The organism is Streptomyces sp. NPDC050856, from assembly GCF_040653855.1.
In the GTDB taxonomy this organism is placed as follows: Bacteria; Actinomycetota; Actinomycetes; order Streptomycetales; family Streptomycetaceae; genus Streptomyces.
The window spans coordinates 228644-243300 of sequence record NZ_JBFAGV010000003.1 but is presented as its reverse complement, the minus strand read 5'-3'; the positions used below and the strand labels follow the sequence as shown (position 1 = coordinate 243300).

At 73.6% G+C, this 14657-nt stretch carries 12 protein-coding genes; 6 read left to right on the top strand and 6 right to left on the bottom strand.

All coding sequences use genetic code 11. The features are described 5' to 3' along the window. Positions 1 to 12: 12 nt before the first annotated feature. Positions 13 to 1701 carry a protein kinase gene (locus AB0H53_RS04495; RefSeq protein WP_362106989.1) on the bottom strand — a complete coding sequence of 563 codons (1689 nt, stop codon included), beginning with the start codon at positions 1699 to 1701 and terminating at the stop codon, positions 13 to 15. Between the two features lie 319 nt (positions 1702 to 2020). On the opposite strand from AB0H53_RS04495, the gene AB0H53_RS04490 reads away from it, so the two are divergent. Beyond that, a complete protein-coding gene (locus AB0H53_RS04490; RefSeq protein WP_362106986.1) occupies positions 2021 to 3637 on the top strand; it encodes a protein kinase in 1617 nt (538 codons plus the stop codon). 352 nt (positions 3638 to 3989) lie between these two features. Here the strand turns inward: AB0H53_RS04490 and AB0H53_RS04485 are convergent, their stop codons facing one another. Further along, positions 3990 to 4403 carry a hypothetical protein gene (locus AB0H53_RS04485; protein WP_362106983.1) on the bottom strand — a complete coding sequence of 138 codons (414 nt, stop codon included), beginning with the start codon at positions 4401 to 4403 and terminating at the stop codon, positions 3990 to 3992. On the opposite strand from AB0H53_RS04485, the gene AB0H53_RS04480 reads away from it, so the two are divergent. The 5 genes from AB0H53_RS04480 to AB0H53_RS04460 all read left to right on the top strand — a co-directional run bounded on the left by AB0H53_RS04480 (position 4393) and on the right by AB0H53_RS04460 (position 9914). Further along, on the top strand, positions 4393 to 4773 hold the full coding sequence (locus AB0H53_RS04480; protein WP_362106980.1) for a hypothetical protein: 381 nt from the start codon (positions 4393 to 4395) through the stop codon (positions 4771 to 4773). The genes AB0H53_RS04485 and AB0H53_RS04480 overlap by 11 nt on opposite strands. 85 nt (positions 4774 to 4858) lie before the next feature. Continuing rightward, on the top strand, positions 4859 to 5512 hold the full coding sequence (locus AB0H53_RS04475; RefSeq protein ID WP_362106977.1) for a PadR family transcriptional regulator: 654 nt from the start codon (positions 4859 to 4861) through the stop codon (positions 5510 to 5512). Positions 5513 to 5664: 152 nt separating this feature from the next. Next, positions 5665 to 6417, top strand: a complete 753-nt coding sequence (locus AB0H53_RS04470) for an ABC transporter ATP-binding protein (protein ID WP_362106974.1) — start codon at positions 5665 to 5667, stop codon at positions 6415 to 6417. After that, positions 6414 to 9272, top strand: a complete 2859-nt coding sequence (locus AB0H53_RS04465) for an ABC transporter permease (protein WP_362106971.1) — start codon at positions 6414 to 6416, stop codon at positions 9270 to 9272. Before AB0H53_RS04470 ends, AB0H53_RS04465 begins: the two co-directional genes overlap by 4 nt. A gap of 99 nt (positions 9273 to 9371) precedes the next feature. Further along, complete coding sequence (locus tag AB0H53_RS04460) at positions 9372 to 9914, top strand: bacterial proteasome activator family protein (RefSeq protein ID WP_362106969.1); 543 nt, start codon at positions 9372 to 9374, stop codon at positions 9912 to 9914. A 202-nt stretch (positions 9915 to 10116) separates the two neighbouring features. Here AB0H53_RS04460 and AB0H53_RS04455 read toward each other — a convergent pair whose 3' ends face one another. Genes AB0H53_RS04455 through AB0H53_RS04440 form a run of 4 tightly spaced genes read right to left on the bottom strand, consistent with a single transcriptional unit; the run spans position 10117 to position 14633 of the window. Then, entirely contained in the window at positions 10117 to 11097 is a 981-nt protein-coding gene (locus AB0H53_RS04455; protein ID WP_362106966.1) for an NAD(P)H-quinone oxidoreductase, read from the bottom strand. A gap of 28 nt (positions 11098 to 11125) precedes the next feature. Next, positions 11126 to 12175, bottom strand: coding sequence for a potassium channel family protein (locus tag AB0H53_RS04450; protein ID WP_362107232.1), 1050 nt, complete (start codon positions 12173 to 12175; stop codon positions 11126 to 11128). Between the two features lie 20 nt (positions 12176 to 12195). Continuing rightward, on the bottom strand, positions 12196 to 13794 hold the full coding sequence (locus AB0H53_RS04445; protein ID WP_362106963.1) for a molybdopterin molybdotransferase MoeA: 1599 nt from the start codon (positions 13792 to 13794) through the stop codon (positions 12196 to 12198). Beyond that, on the bottom strand, positions 13791 to 14633 hold the full coding sequence (locus tag AB0H53_RS04440) for an NTP transferase domain-containing protein (protein ID WP_362106960.1): 843 nt from the start codon (positions 14631 to 14633) through the stop codon (positions 13791 to 13793). The genes AB0H53_RS04445 and AB0H53_RS04440 overlap by 4 nt, the downstream gene beginning before the upstream one ends. Positions 14634 to 14657 lie beyond the last annotated feature (24 nt).

The window sequence follows — 14657 nt, the reverse complement described above, 5'->3', positions numbered from 1 at the left end:
GTCCGCCCGATGTCAGCCGGTGGCGCCCTGGGTGGTCATACCGGTGGTGGTGCCACCCTGGGTGGTGCCACCGCCCTGCTGACCGGTGGAGGTGCCCGCGCTGGTGCCGGTGCCGCCGTCCGTGGTGCCGCCGGTGTCGGTGGTCCCGCCGTCCGTGGTGCCGCCGGTGTCGGTGGTCCCGCCGTCGCCGGTCCCGCCGTCCGTGGTGCCGCCGTCGGTGGTGGTGCCGCCGTCGCCGGTCCCACCGTCGGTGGTGCCGCCGCCGTCGGTGGTACCGGGGGACGAGGAGGCGCTGCCGGTCGGCTGCCGCGGGGGCTGGCTGTAGGACTGCTGCGGCGGGTTGTACGGCGTGTCGTCGTTGCCCCAGTCGTTGCCGCCGCCGGTCGAGGTGTCGGTGTCCGCCGACTTCGTCGGCTTCTCCTTCGACGGGGCGGTGCTGGGGGACTTGGAGACGGACGGCGACGGGGACGTCGTCTTGTTGTCGGTGACCGGGGTCTTCGAGCCGCCCGCCTTGTCGAAGGCGTACACCGCGCCCGCCACCATGGCGATGAGCGCCAGCGCGACGAACAGCCACAGCTTGCCCCGGCCGCCGGACCGGCCGCCGCGCCCGCCGTGCCCGCCGCCGTACGCGCCGTCGTCGGGGTTGAGCGGCGGCAGGATCGGCCCCTGCGAGGTCTCGCCGTGCACCGGGTGGCCCATCGCCGCGGTGGCGGCGAGGCCGCCGGCGGGGGTGCGGGCACCCTCGTGCATCTCGACCGGGCCGGTGTTCCAGGTACCGGAGTGGCCGCCCTGCTGCTGGAGCATCTGCAGCCCGTACTGGACCAGGCCGCGCATCTCCTCGGCGCTCTGGAACCGGTCGTCCGGGTCCTTGGCGAGGGCGCGCATCGCCAGCCCGTCCAGCTCCGGCGGCGCCACGTCGGAGACCTCCGACGGCGGCACCGGGATGTCCTGGACGTGCTGGTAGACCACGGACAGCGGGGTCTCACCGGTGAAGGGGGGCCGCAGCGCGAGCAGCTCGTACAGCAGGCAGCCGGTGGCGTACAGGTCGGAGCGGTGGTCCACGGCCTTGCCGAGGGCCTGCTCCGGCGACAGGTACTGCGGGGTGCCCATGACCATGCCGGTCTGGGTCATCGTCGTGGACGCCCCGTGCAGGGCGCGCGCGATGCCGAAGTCCATCACCTTCACCGCGCCGCCGTGCGTGATGATGACGTTGGCCGGCTTGATGTCACGGTGCACGATGCCGTGCTGGTGCGAGTAGGCCAGGGCCTCCAGCACGCCGGAGACGATGATCAGCGCCTGCTCGGGCGGCGGGGCCTCCGCGTTGTGCAGCAGGTCACGGATGGTGCGGCCCTCGACCAGCTCCATGACGATGTACGGCACGGACTGGCCGTTCACCACGTCCTCGCCGGAGTCGTACACGGCCACGATCGCGTGGTGGTTCAGCCCGGCGACCGACTGGGCCTCACGGGTGAAACGGGCCTTGGAGACGGGGTCCTCGGCGAGGTCGGCGCGCAGCAGCTTGACCGCCACGGTCCGGCCCAGCCGGACGTCCTCGGCCGCGAACACCTCGGCCATGCCGCCCCGGCCCAGCCGGTGGGTCAGCCGGTAACGGCCGTCGCCGACGAGTCCGCCGACACCGTAATCCGGGACATCCGGCACTCCGCCGCCGCCTGCCCCGGATGCCTCGGATTCGGATGACATCAGTCCTCGCCGTCGTTTCTGTCCGCTTGCTGTGCGCGTGCGGGGTGCCGCCGTGTCTTCAGGGCCCCGGACCACCGGGTCCCACGCCACGTCACGCTACAGCCTCCGCGCGCCGGGCCGGTCCGAGATTGACCGGCCATCCAACCGGTTCCGTGTACACCTGTGCAAATTCCCCACGAGCCAGGTAACGCTTCCGAGACGCTTCTTGTGCGTACGGTCACGGAACGGGCACCCGGCTTGACGTGTCTGCGGCCTCGGGCAGACTGGCCCCGTAAAACCGGATCACCGCGGCCATGCGCGCGCGTAGGGGGAAGCACGGATGAGCCAGAACGGCGCACAGGGCCGCTATGCGGGCGGTTCGGTCGCGGGCGGCCGATATCAGCTTCGTGACCTGCTCGGCGAGGGCGGCATGGCGTCCGTGTACCTCGCCTACGACAGCGCGCTGGACCGCCAGGTGGCCATCAAGACGCTCCACACGGAGCTGGGCCGCGAGCAGTCGTTCCGGGAGCGGTTCCGGCGCGAGGCGCAGGCGGTCGCCAAGCTCCAGCACACCAACATCGTGTCCGTGTTCGACACCGGCGAGGACGAGCTGGACGGCTCCCTCATGCCGTACATCGTCATGGAGTACGTGGAGGGGCAGCCGCTCGGCTCGGTGCTCCAGGCCGACATCCGCCAGCACGGCGCGATGCCCGCCGACAAGGCGCTGAAGGTGACGGCCGACGTCCTGGCCGCGCTGGAGACCAGCCACGAGATGGGGCTGGTCCACCGGGACATCAAGCCGGGCAACGTGATGATGACCAAGCGCGGTGTGGTCAAGGTCATGGACTTCGGCATCGCCCGCGCCATGCAGTCGGGCGTCACCTCCATGACGCAGACCGGCATGGTCGTCGGCACCCCGCAGTACCTGTCGCCGGAGCAGGCGCTCGGGCGGGCCGTCGACGCGCGCTCCGACCTGTACTCGGTCGGCATCATGCTCTTCCAGTTGCTGACCGGCCGGATCCCCTTCGACGCCGACTCGCCACTGGCCATCGCGTACGCGCATGTCCAGGAGGAGCCGGTCGCCCCGTCCTCCATCAACCGGGCGGTCACCCCGGCCATGGACGCGCTGGTGGCGCGAGCCCTGAAGAAGAACCCGAACGAGCGCTTCCACAGCGCCGCCGCCATGCGCGACGAGTGCCTGCGGCTGCTGTCGGCCGGGCAGACCGGCGGCGCCCCGGTGATCGTGCAGGGCGCCCCGCAGACCAACAGCGGCGCGGGCGTGGGCTCGGCGGTCTTCCCGCCGGTCGACCACGCCACCCCCGGGCCGCAGGCCGTCCACACCCCGTACCAGCCCTCCGCCTACGGCGCCCCGACGCCGCCCCCGGTGTCCACACCGGCCCCGGCTCCCGGCTACGGCTACCCGCAGCAGGCCCCGGCGCACTACCAGGCCGCCCCGACTCCCGCCCCGGGTCCGTACACGATGGCCCCCCAGGCCGCCGGCGGTCCGGCCGGGGCCGGCAGGCGGAACCTGCCGGTCGTGGTGGGCGCGATCGTGGTGGCCCTGCTCGCGGTCGGCGGAGTGGTCACCGCCCTCGCACTGAACGACGGCGGCGAGGAGCCGGGCGGCCAGGGCGGCGGCGGGGCCACCGAGTCGGCCCAGGCGGAGCACAAGCCGCCCGAGCGCCACCGGACGATCGACCCCGAGAAGTGCTCGGACGCCCAGGAGGACAGCAACGACCCCCAGAAGGTCGTGGCGCCCAACCTCGTCTACAAGGACCTGATCTCGGTCAAGACGTGCCTCCAAGCGGCGGGCTGGCAGGTCAAGGAGACCCGGGTGGACGACCCGCAGTTCGCCGAGGACCAGGTCGTCCAGCAGTTCCCGACGGCCGGCACCGCCGTCGTCCCCGGGAACGCCACCTTCGAGCTCCAGGTCGCCACCGGCAACCCCGGGGAGTGACGGCGCGCCGGCTGCCCCGCCTGACGCGGCCCGTCCGGCACGCGAGACGGCTTCCCGTACCGTCCCGTGCCGTGCCCTCCGTGCCATGGTGCGCCCGCGGGTCACAGGCCCTTCTCCCGGCGGAGCCCGTTCCCCCTTGGGCTTCCCGGCCGGCACCCGTGGCCGTCCTCCGGGGGCGTAACCCCTGCGGGTGGCCGTGGGGGTGCTCGGGATGCCGGGGAATTCCCCCCGTGTGACGCTGAGGCCACCATCTCGGCGGCTCGGTACGGGAGGGGGTCTCCGTGACTCCAGGACTCGGTTCGCGGTGTGCGATCGCGCTCGCGTCCTTCCTGCTGCTGGTCGCGTCGAGCGCCTACGCGGCGACCTGCGCGTACGCGCAGGGGAGCGGCTCCCCGAAACCCGGCAGCAGCAGCGGGCCGCCGCCCGGTGCCCGGCCCGGCAACCCCTCGGGGGCGGCTACCGCGCGGCCCACGAACGCCGGAACCGGCACGGGCACCGCCAGACCTCCGAACGCCGGAACCGGCACGGGCACCGCCAGACCCCCGAACGCCGGAACCGGCACGGGCACCGCCAGACCCCCGAGCACCGGAACCGGCACGGGCACCGCCAGACCCCCGAACGCCGGAACCGGCACGGGTACCGGTATCGGCACCAGCACCGGCACCGGCAGCAGCCGGCCCGGCAGCGACGGTCCCGGCGGCAACCCGGGCCCCACCCGCTCCGGAAGCCCACCCGGCGGGCCGACCGCCGCCGCGGTGGTCGTCACACCCTCGCTGGCCGGTCGGCCGGCGGGCGAGGGGCGCGAACGACCGGGCCGGCCGGCGCGCCCCTCCCCGTCGCCCTCGCCGTCCGAGGCACCCGAGCCGGACGGCCCGCCCGGCCCGTCACGTACCAGAACGGCAACAGACACCGCCGTCCCGGACGGGGCGGCGGAGGAGGCCCAAGCGGTACCGCAGACGGACTCCCCGGCGGCCGACGCTCCGCACGCCACCCCGCCGGCCGCCGCCCACGAGCCCGCCGACCGCGCCACCGGCACCCCCGCTGACCGGCGGGTTCCCGTACTGACGCTGGGCTTCGGGCTCGCCATGGTGGGGCTCGGGCTCGGCTTCCTCGGCCTGCGGATCCGGCGGCGCTGAGGCGGCCCGTCCTCCTTGGGACGGACCCGCCACCTCCCTCTCAGGTCCCTTGTCGGCCCCGGCATACTCGGTATACATACTGAGTATGTCCATCCGCCACGGGCTCCTCGCCCTCCTCGAACGCGGCCCGCGCTACGGCTCACAGCTCCGTACGGAGTTCGAGTCCCGCACCGGTTCCACCTGGCCCCTCAACGTCGGCCAGGTCTATACGACGCTGAGCCGGCTGGAGCGCGACGGCATGGTCGCCCAGAGCGGCGAGGACGACGCCGGGCACGCGCTGTACGTGATCACCGACACCGGTCGCGAGGAACTCCGGACCTGGTTCGAGAAGCCGGTCGACCGGACCAGCCCGGCGCGCGACGAGCTCGCCATCAAGCTCGCCATGGCGGTCGGCGCGCCCGGCGTCGACATCCGGGCGGTCATCCAGTCCCAGCGCCGCCACACCGTCAGGGCGATGCAGGACTACACCCGGCTCAAGGCGCAGGCGATCACCGCTCTGGAGAGCGGGGCCGCCGGGGAACGTGACGACGTGGCGTGGCTCCTCGTCCTGGAACAGCTGATCTTCCAGACCGAGGCCGAGGCCCGCTGGCTCGACCACTGCGAGGCCCGGCTGATCCGGCTCTCGGCCGCGTCCGCGCGCGTTCCGGCCCCGCCCCTCGCACCACCGGCGCCACCCGCACGATCCGTTCCGGCCCCGGCCGAGGAAACGACCGACCTCAGCCCCACGCCACCGCGCTGACCGGCGCGCCTTCTCCACATCCGCTCCGTACGCAATCCGCTCCGTACGCGCAGACGCACACACCCCCGCCCCGCGCATCCGCGCGGACACCCGGCGGGTGGCGGTCGGCCGCCACGCCGTGCGTACGCGTACGCCCAAGGGGGGACTCCTCCATGTCATCACGCACATCCCATCAGCCACAGCAGCCGGTGCTCCAGCTCCAGCAGCTGACCCGGGTGCACGGCACCGGGGCCACCGAGGTGCACGCCCTGCGCGGCATCGACCTCGATGTCTTCCCCGGCGAGCTCGTCGCCGTCATGGGGCCCTCCGGCTCCGGCAAGTCCACGCTCCTGACCATCGCGGGCGGACTCGACAGCCCCACCTCCGGCCGGGTGATTGTCGAGAACACCGACATCACCACCGCCGACCCGAAGACGCTCGCCGCGCTGCGCCGCCGCAGCATCGGCTACGTCTTCCAGGACTACAACCTCATCCCGGCCCTCACCGCCGCCGAGAACATCGCCCTGCCCCGGGAGCTGGACGGCACCTCCGCCCGCAAGGCGCGTACCGAGGCCGTCGCCGCCCTGGAGGAGATGGGCCTCGGCCATCTCGCCGACCGCTTCCCCGACGAGATGTCCGGTGGTCAGCAGCAGCGGGTGGCGATAGCCCGGGCGCTGGTCGGCGACCGGCGGCTGGTGCTCGCCGACGAGCCGACCGGGGCCTTGGACTCCGAGACCGGCGAGTCGGTGCTCGCCCTGCTGCGGGCCCGCTGCGACGCGGGCGCGGCCGGCGTCCTGGTCACCCACGAGCCGCGGTTCGCGGCCTGGGCGGACCGGGTGGTGTTCCTGCGCGACGGCGCGGTGGTCGACCAGACCATGCGCAGTGAGGCCGACTCCCTGCTCTCCGGCCAGGCGGGCGAGCGGTGAACAACTGGTTCCACTCCTGGCGGGCCGCGGTGCGCATCGCCCGCCGTGACGCCTGGCGCTTCAAGGGGCGCAGCTTCCTGGTCCTCGCGATGATCGCCCTGCCCATCCTCGGCGTCAGCGCCGCCGATCTGACGCTCCGCAGTTCGGAGCTGTCCCCGCAGGAGAGCCTCGCCCGCACGCTGGGCGCCGCCGACGCGCGGCTGTCCGACCCCGGGTACGGCGGGACGCCGGTTCACCAGGACCCCGAGGGCCGGATGTCCGTGCCCGTGGGGGACTTCGACAACAAGCCCTACCCGTCGGGCCGGGGCGATGTCACCAAGGCCCTCCCGGCCGGCGCGGCGGTCCTGATGGACGCCGTCGGCTCGGCGAAACTGCGCACGGCCCACGGCCTGCTGCACACCGAGATCCGCGAGCTGAAGGCCACCGATCCCGTGACCCGGGGCATCATGAGCCTGGTCGAGGGCCGCTTCCCCGGTAAGCCGGACGAGGTCGCCGCCACGACCCACTTCCTGGAGGTCAGCGGACTGCGGGTCGGTTCCGAGCTCGGTGCGCGCGGCCTGGATCGCACCTATCGGATCGTCGGCGCCTACGAGCTCCCCGACGACCTGGAGGCCAATCAGGTCAACGCCCTGCCCGGTGCCTTCCTGACCCCGCTCGACAAGGCGCTCGACGCGGCCGGACTGCCTGCCACCGAGCAGAGCAGCACCTATCTGCTGAACCTGCCCGGCGACGGCGGTTTCACGTGGAACATGGTCAAGCAGGCCAACGCCAAGGGGATCACGGTGCACTCGCGCGCGGTGGCGCTCGACCCGCCCGCCCGCTCCGAGGTGCCGCTCTACGCGTACGACGGCTACGGCGCCGTCGGGGCGAGCACGGCGGCCAAAGCCGCCGAACTGGCAGCCGCCGGGACCATCATCGGACTGGCGATGCTGGAGATCTGCCTGCTGGCGGGACCCGCGTTCGCCGTGGGCGCCCGCCGCTCGCGCCGCCAGCTCGGCCTGGTGGGGGCCAACGGTGGCGACCGCCGCCACATCCGGGCCATCGTGCTGGCCGGCGGTCTGGTGATCGGCGTCGCCGCCGCCGTGGTCGGGACCGTACTCGGTCTCCTCCTCACCTTCCTGCTGCAACCGGTGCTGGAGGAGTACCTGGGCAAGCGGTTCGGCACCTTCGACGTCCGGCCCCTGGAGCTGCTGGGCATCGCGCTGCTCGCCGTGCTCACCGGTCTGCTGGCCGCGATCGTGCCGGCCGTCACCGCCTCCCGGCAGACGGTGCTCGCCTCGCTCACCGGCCGGCGCGGGGTGCGGCGCAGCAGCCGGGTGCTGCCCGTCATCGGGCTGGCCGCGACGCTGCTGGGCGCCGCGGTCGCCCTGTACGGGTCGGTGTTCTCCGACAAGTTCCTGCTCGTCGCAGCCGGCAGCGCCCTCGCCGAGCTGGGTGTGGTGGCGATGACCCCGGCCCTGGTGGGTCTGTTCGGCCGTACCGGCCGCTGGCTGCCGCTCTCGCCGCGGCTGGCGCTGCGTGACGCCGTGCGCAACCGGGGCCGTACGGCCCCCGCCGTCGCCGCCGTGCTGGCCGCGGTCGCCGGCACGGTCGCCGTCGCGACGTACGCGGAGAGCCGTGACGCCCAGAGCCGGGCGACCTACGAGGCACGGCTGCCCCACGGGGCCGTGTCGGCCCTGGTCGGTGAGGACGGTGGCCGGGACGTCCCGGCGGTGCGCGAGGCGGTGCAGAAGCACCTGCCGGTCGACGTACGGGCCGATGTGGAGCGCATCGTGGTCGGCAAGCCCCGCTGTGAACCGTACGCGCGTGGGGAGGGGTGCGGGAGCTACGAGGTCGTCATCCCCAAGGCGCAGCAGTGCCCGCTGTGGGTGGCCACCCCGGACGGTTCCGACCCGGCGGAGAAGTTCAGCAAGGCCGAGCGCCGCGCGCTCGCCAAGGACTGGCGCTGTGAGACCTCCGAGGGCTCGCTGGTCCAGAACGGCCTGCTGATCGGGGACGGGAAACTGCTGAAGGTACTCGGCGTCGACGACCCGGCGGCCGTCGAGGCGCTCGCCGAGGGAAGGATCGTCTCGTTCTCCAAGCCACAGGTCGACAAGGCCGGCAAGGTCTCGATCCGGCTCGTCACCGACCCCGAGAAGGCCGATCTGGCCCGGCAGAAGGGCATGGAACCGCCGGGCCCGGTGAAGTCGTTCACCGCCCACCAGATGCCCGAGGACACCAGGTCGTACGGCGTGCTGGCCGTCCTGTCGCCGGCCGCGGCCAGGACGGCGGGGATCACGACGGTTCCGTACGGCTCCTTCTACTCGACCGGTGCCATGCCCAGCAGCGAGCAGCGGCAGAAGCTGGACGCCGAACTCGCCAGGACCGGCGGCAACATCGACCTCCATGTCGAGGAGGGCTTCGTCAGCGAGAACAGCGTGGTGCTGCTGTCGCTGACCGTCTTCGCCGGACTGATCACCATCGGCGCGGCCGGTATCGCCACCGGGCTGGCCCAGGCCGACGCGGAGGCGGACCTCAAGACCCTGGCGGCCGTCGGCGCGCCGCCGCGGGTGCGGCGCACCCTGAGCGGGTTCCAGTGCGGGGTGGTGGCCGTGATGGGTGTGCTGCTGGGTTCGGCGGCGGGCGTACTGCCCGCGGTCGGCCTGCGGCTGACCGAGCGGCGCAACGAGCTGAAGTGGTACGAGGAGGCTCTGGACCAGGGCTACGGCGTGATGGACAAGGCGCCGCACGTCCCGATCGTCGTTCCGTGGGAGACACTGGGCGCCCTGCTGGTCGCCGTCCCGCTGGGCGCGGCGCTGCTCGCGGCTCTCGTCACCCGCTCACGCGGGGCGGTCGCCCGCCGCGAGGCGACATAACGGCCGGTGACCGGGCCGTTGTGCCCCCGCGGGAGGGTGGATCACCGTCCCGCGGGGGCACACCCTTCGGTGACGCGTCTGTGCGAGAGAATGGGCGGCATGGAGATGCCGAGGAATGAACGGTCGCAGGAGAGCCCCCAGGTCCTCATCGTGGGACAGAACGGACTGGCGCTCGGCGGCAGTGACAGTGACGACGAGTCGCGCGAGGTCCCGGTGACGGAGATGGTCGAACAGCCCGCGAAGGTCATGCGCATCGGCAGCATGATCAAGCAGCTTCTGGAAGAGGTCCGCGCGGCTCCTCTCGACGAGGCCAGCCGGGTCCGCCTCAAGGAGATCCACGCCAGTTCGGTGAAGGAACTGGAGGACGGGCTGGCTCCCGAGCTGGTCGAGGAACTGGAGCGCCTCTCCCTCCCCTTCACCGACGAGGCCATTCCCTCGGAGGCGGAACTGCGGATCGCGCAGGCGCAGTTGGTGGGCTGGCTGGAGGGCCTGTTCCACGGCATCCAGACGGCGCTGTTCGCCCAGCAGATGGCGGCCCGCGCCCAGTTGGAGCAGATGCGCCGCGCCCTGCCGGCTGGCCTCGGCCAGGAGGACGAGGACAACCACGCCAACGGCCCGGTCCGTTCCGGCCCGTACCTGTAGGTCCGGCCGGCACCGGGGCGGCCCGGGGCGGCTCCGGCCGTGCCGGTGGTTCCGGGCGGTACCGGTGGGCCGCGCTCGTAGCCGTACCCCAGCACGGGAGAGGCCCGGCACCCTGTCAGGGTGCCGGGCCTCCCGGCTGTCCGCGTTCCGGCGTGTCCGGTGCGCGCGTTGTCCTGTGCGCGCGGGGTCGGTGCGCGCGGGGTCAGGGAGTGACCAGCAGCACCTTGCCGACGTGCGTGCTGGACTCCAGCGTCCGGTGCGCCTCCGCCGCCTCCGGCATGGGGTACGACCGGTCGACCACCGGCCGTACCGTGCCCGCGCCGATCAGCGGCCACACGTGCTCGCGGACGGCGGCGATGATGGCGGCCTTCTCCTCCAGCGGCCGTTTGCGCAGGGAGGTCGCCGTCACCGCGGCGCGTTTGTCGAGCAGCGCCCCCAGGTTCAACTCGCCCTTGACCCCGCCCTGGAGGCCGATCACCGCGAGCCGTCCGTTGACCGCGAGCGCCTTGACGTTCCGCTCCAGGTACTTCGCGCCGACGATGTCCAGGATGACGTCCGCGCCCGCCCCGTCCGTCGCCTTGTGCACTTCCTCCACGAAGTCCTGCTCGCGGTAGTCGATCAGGATGTCGGCGCCCAGTTCGGCGCAGCGCGCCAGCTTCTCCGGCCCGCCCGCCGTCACCGCGACCCGCGCGCCCACGGCCTTGGCGAGCTGGATGGCCATGGTGCCGATGCCGCTGGAACCGCCGTGCACCAGCAGGGTCTCGCCGGGCCGCAGATGGGCCACCATGAACACGTTGGACCAGACCGTCGCGGTCACCTCCGGCAGCGCCGCCGACGTGACCAGGTCCACCCCGTCCGGCACCGGGAGCAACTGCCCGGCGGGGACGGCGACCTTCTCGGCGTATCCGCCGCCCGACAGCAGCGCGCACACCTCGTCGCCGACGGACCAGCCCGAGACGCCCGGCCCGATTTCCACGACACGGCCGGAGCATTCGAGCCCCGGGTAGGGGGACGAGCCGGGTGGCGGGTCGTAGAAGCCCTGCCGCTGCAGCAGATCGGCGCGGTTGACGGCGCCGGCCGCCACCTCCACGAGGACTTCGCCCTCACCGGGCACGGGATCGGGTACCTCGGCCCACACGAGCGCCTCTGGACCGCCGGGTTCCGGAATCGTGATCGCATGCATGGCCGCGAGGGTACTCCGACCGCTCCGGTCAGTCCGGCGGCGTGCTGAGCGGCTTGGCCCGCACGATCGTGATCACCCGGTCCGTGAGCTGGAGCGGGCTGGCCGCCGGATCGTCGTAACTGAGCAGCCGGTGACCGCGCAGGACACTGATGACCAGGTCGTCCGTCTCCCGCACGTTCTTGCCAACCTCGGCCTTTATCACCGGCCGCTCGACGAGGTCGAGCCCGCTCCCGGACTGGATGAGGTCTTCCATCACCGTGCCCGCGCTGGGGCTCAGCACGGACATGCCCAGCAGCCGGCCCGCCGCGCTGGCACTGGTGATCACCGCGTCGGCGCCCGACTGCCGCAGCAGCGGCGCGTTCTCCTCCTCCCGCACCGCGGCGACGATCTTCGCTCCGCGGTTGAGCTGGCGGGCGGTGAGGGTGACCAGGACCGCGGTGTCGTCCCGCTGGGTGGCGATGACGATCTGACGAGCCCGCTGGAGCTCCGCCCGCAGCAGCACATCGCTGCGGGTGGCGTCACCGATCACGCCGACGAAGCCGTCGGCGTTCGCGGTCTCGATCACCTTGCTGCTCGGGTCGACGATGACGATCTGTTCCTTCCTCAGACCGGTCGCGCACAGGGTCTGGATCGCCGACCGGCCCTTCGTACCGAAGCCGATGACGACCGTGTGATCGCGCAAGGTGGACCTCCAGCGGTTCAGCCGCCACTCTTCCCGGGTGCGCTCGGTGAGGACCTCGAGAGTGGTACCGACCAGAATGATCAGGAACAGCACGCGCAACGGCGTGACCAGCAGGACGTTCACCAGCCGGGCGCTGTCGCTGTGCGGGACGATGTCGCCGTACCCGGTCGTGGACAGGGTCACGGTGGCGTAGTAGATGGCGTCGAGGGCGTCGACCCGGCCGTCGGCGTTGTCGTGGTAGCCGGCGCGGTCGATCAGGACGATGAGGACGGTGAGCGCCAGCACGAGCAGGGCCATCAGCACCCGCTTGGCCACTTGACGCAAGGGCCGTTCGAGGACCTGGCGCGGCAGCTTCACCCGGCTGGTCACCAGGTACTCGTCGGCTTGGCGGGCCATCGCGTCATGGCCGGGAAGTTTCACGTGAAACACCCTTCGGAGGGCGACGACCAGGGCAGGGCGAGGACTTCCAGTACGTCCCCGCGGCGGGCCCCGCCGGGCGGGACCACGGCCAGGCCGTCGGCGGTGGCGATGCCGCGCAGCATGGCGGGGCCGTTGTAGTGCAGGGGCACGAGCCGTCCGTCGCGCCGTACGACCGGGACGAGCCGGGTGTCGTACGGGTGGCCGTGCACCTCGTCGCGCACCGGCGCCCGGTACGGATCCGGTACCGGGCGGCCCGCGCGGCCGCGCAGCAGCGGCTCGGCGAGGGTGAGCAGCCCGGAGACGGCGGCCAGCGGGTTGCCGGGAAGCCCCACGAGGTGGCTGGACGTGGTCAGCCGGGCCAGCAGCATGGGGTGGCCGGGGCGCACCTTCACCCCGTCCACCAGGAGTTCGGCGCCCGCTCGGCGCAGGACCGGGTGGACATGGTCGACCGGTCCCGAGGCGGTGCCGCCGGTGGTGACCACCAGGTCCGCCTCGGACCCGGTGACCGCCGCGTACAGCGCGTCGGCGTCGTCCCCGATCCGCCGGGTGGCCAGCACGTCCACGCCGAGCGCCCGGAGCCAGGGGCCGAGCATGGGCCCCAGGGCGTCGCGGATGAGCCCGCCGTGCGGGAGGCCGGCCGTGAGCAGTTCGTCCCCCAGGACCAGGACCTCCACCCGGGGCCGTTCGACGGTGCGCAGCTCGTCGTACCCGGCGGCGGCGGCCAGACCGAGGACGGCGGGCGTCACCAGCGCGCCCGCCGGCAGGAGCTGATCGCCGGACCTGCACTCCTGGCCGCGCGGCCGGATGTCCTGTCCGGGAAGAACGGGGCGCCGGGCGCGCAGCAGGCCGGCGGAGGAGGGCTCCGCGCGGGCGGGCCGCGGGCGGCCGTGCTCGCCGGGGACGGGCGGCGGGCCGGTGTGGTCGTCCGCGGGGGTGCGCCCGGCCTCGGTACGGGCGGGGCGGAGGGGGCCGGCGTCGACGGGGCCCGGGTCGGGAAGGCCGGGGCCGACGGAGGCCGGGTCGAGACGGTCGCGGTGGACGCGGGCGGCATCCGGGGAGCCGGGGGCGGGAGGGGTGGATCCCGGGTGGTCCGACTCGGCGTGGGGGCGGGCGGCGCGGACCTGTTCCACATGGGCGTGTTCGCTGCGGATCACTCCGGTGGTGCCAGGAGGGACGCGGGCGCCGGTGGCGATCCGTACCGCCACGCCGTCGGGCAGCGCGTCCGCCTCGCCGTGACCGGCCAGCACGGAACCACCCGCACGCACCCGCCAGGGCCCCGGACCGGCCACCGCCCAGCCGTCCATGGCGGAGGTGTCGAACGGCGGCAGGTCGGTGAGCGCGGTGAGCGGCTCGGCGAGCACCTGCCCGAGCGCCTGCCCCAGTGCCGTGCGCCGGGAGCGCGCCGGGGCGGCGCGCCCCGCTCGGGCCGCGACTGCCCGGGCGTCGGCCCAGGTCATGGCCCGGTGCCCGTCCTGATCCAGGCCCGGGTCCGGCGACGCGGCGGGCCGCCCGGCCGGGCGCCGGGTGGGGCGCCTGGCCGGTGCGCCGACCAGGGCGAGGGCTTCGTCGACACCGTCGACCTCGCGGTCCGTCATTCCGCCGCGGCCTCGTTCGCCCAGCGGTCGGCGAGCGCGGCGGCCTTGCGCGCCGCCTCGGCCACCGCCTCGGGTCCGCCCCCGCCCGCCTGGGCGGCCGCGTACCCCACCAGGAAAGTGGTGAGGGGCGCGGCGGGCCGCGCGACACCGTGCGCGGCGTCGCGGGCCAGGTCCAGCAGGAGGCCGGTGTCGACCTCCAGATCGATGCCGAGCTCGTCCTTGACCGCGGTGATCCATTCGTCCAGCACGGTTCCATGCTCCCTGATCCGGGCACGGGCCGTGGCGATGTCCTCCCAGGTGTCGCAGTCGAAGGAGGCGAGAGGCCCGGTGTCGACGCGGGTGAGGCGGAGTTCCTGGGTGAGCAGGCGCAGCGGCAGGCCGGACAGACTGCCGTACTCGGTGGCGAGCAGGGCCAGTTCGCGGCGCAGCGGCTCGGTGCGGTACGCGGCGACGAGCGGCTGGTCCCGCCCGTCGGGGTCCACGGACAGCACCCCTTCGGCGTTCCCGCCCGCCAGGGTCTCCGCCAGCCGGTGGACACCGGCCGGCTCCAGGAACGGCAGGTCTCCGCTGAGGACGACGACCGCGTCGGCGCGGACATGCCGCGCTCCGGCGGCGAGCGCGGGCAGCGGCCCGCTGCCGGGAGGATCCTCGCGGGTCCACACCACGGGCCGAGCGGTGGGCCGCCGGGTGCCGACGACCACGGTCCGCCCGGCGCCCCGGGCGGCACCCAGGACGCGGTCGAGCAGCGACCGGCCGCCCACGGTCAGCCCTGGCTTGTCCGCCCCGCCGAGCCGCTTGGCGGCTCCCCCTGCCAGCACGACGACGTCGAATCGGGTCACGCCCCCCAGTATGTGGCCCGGTGG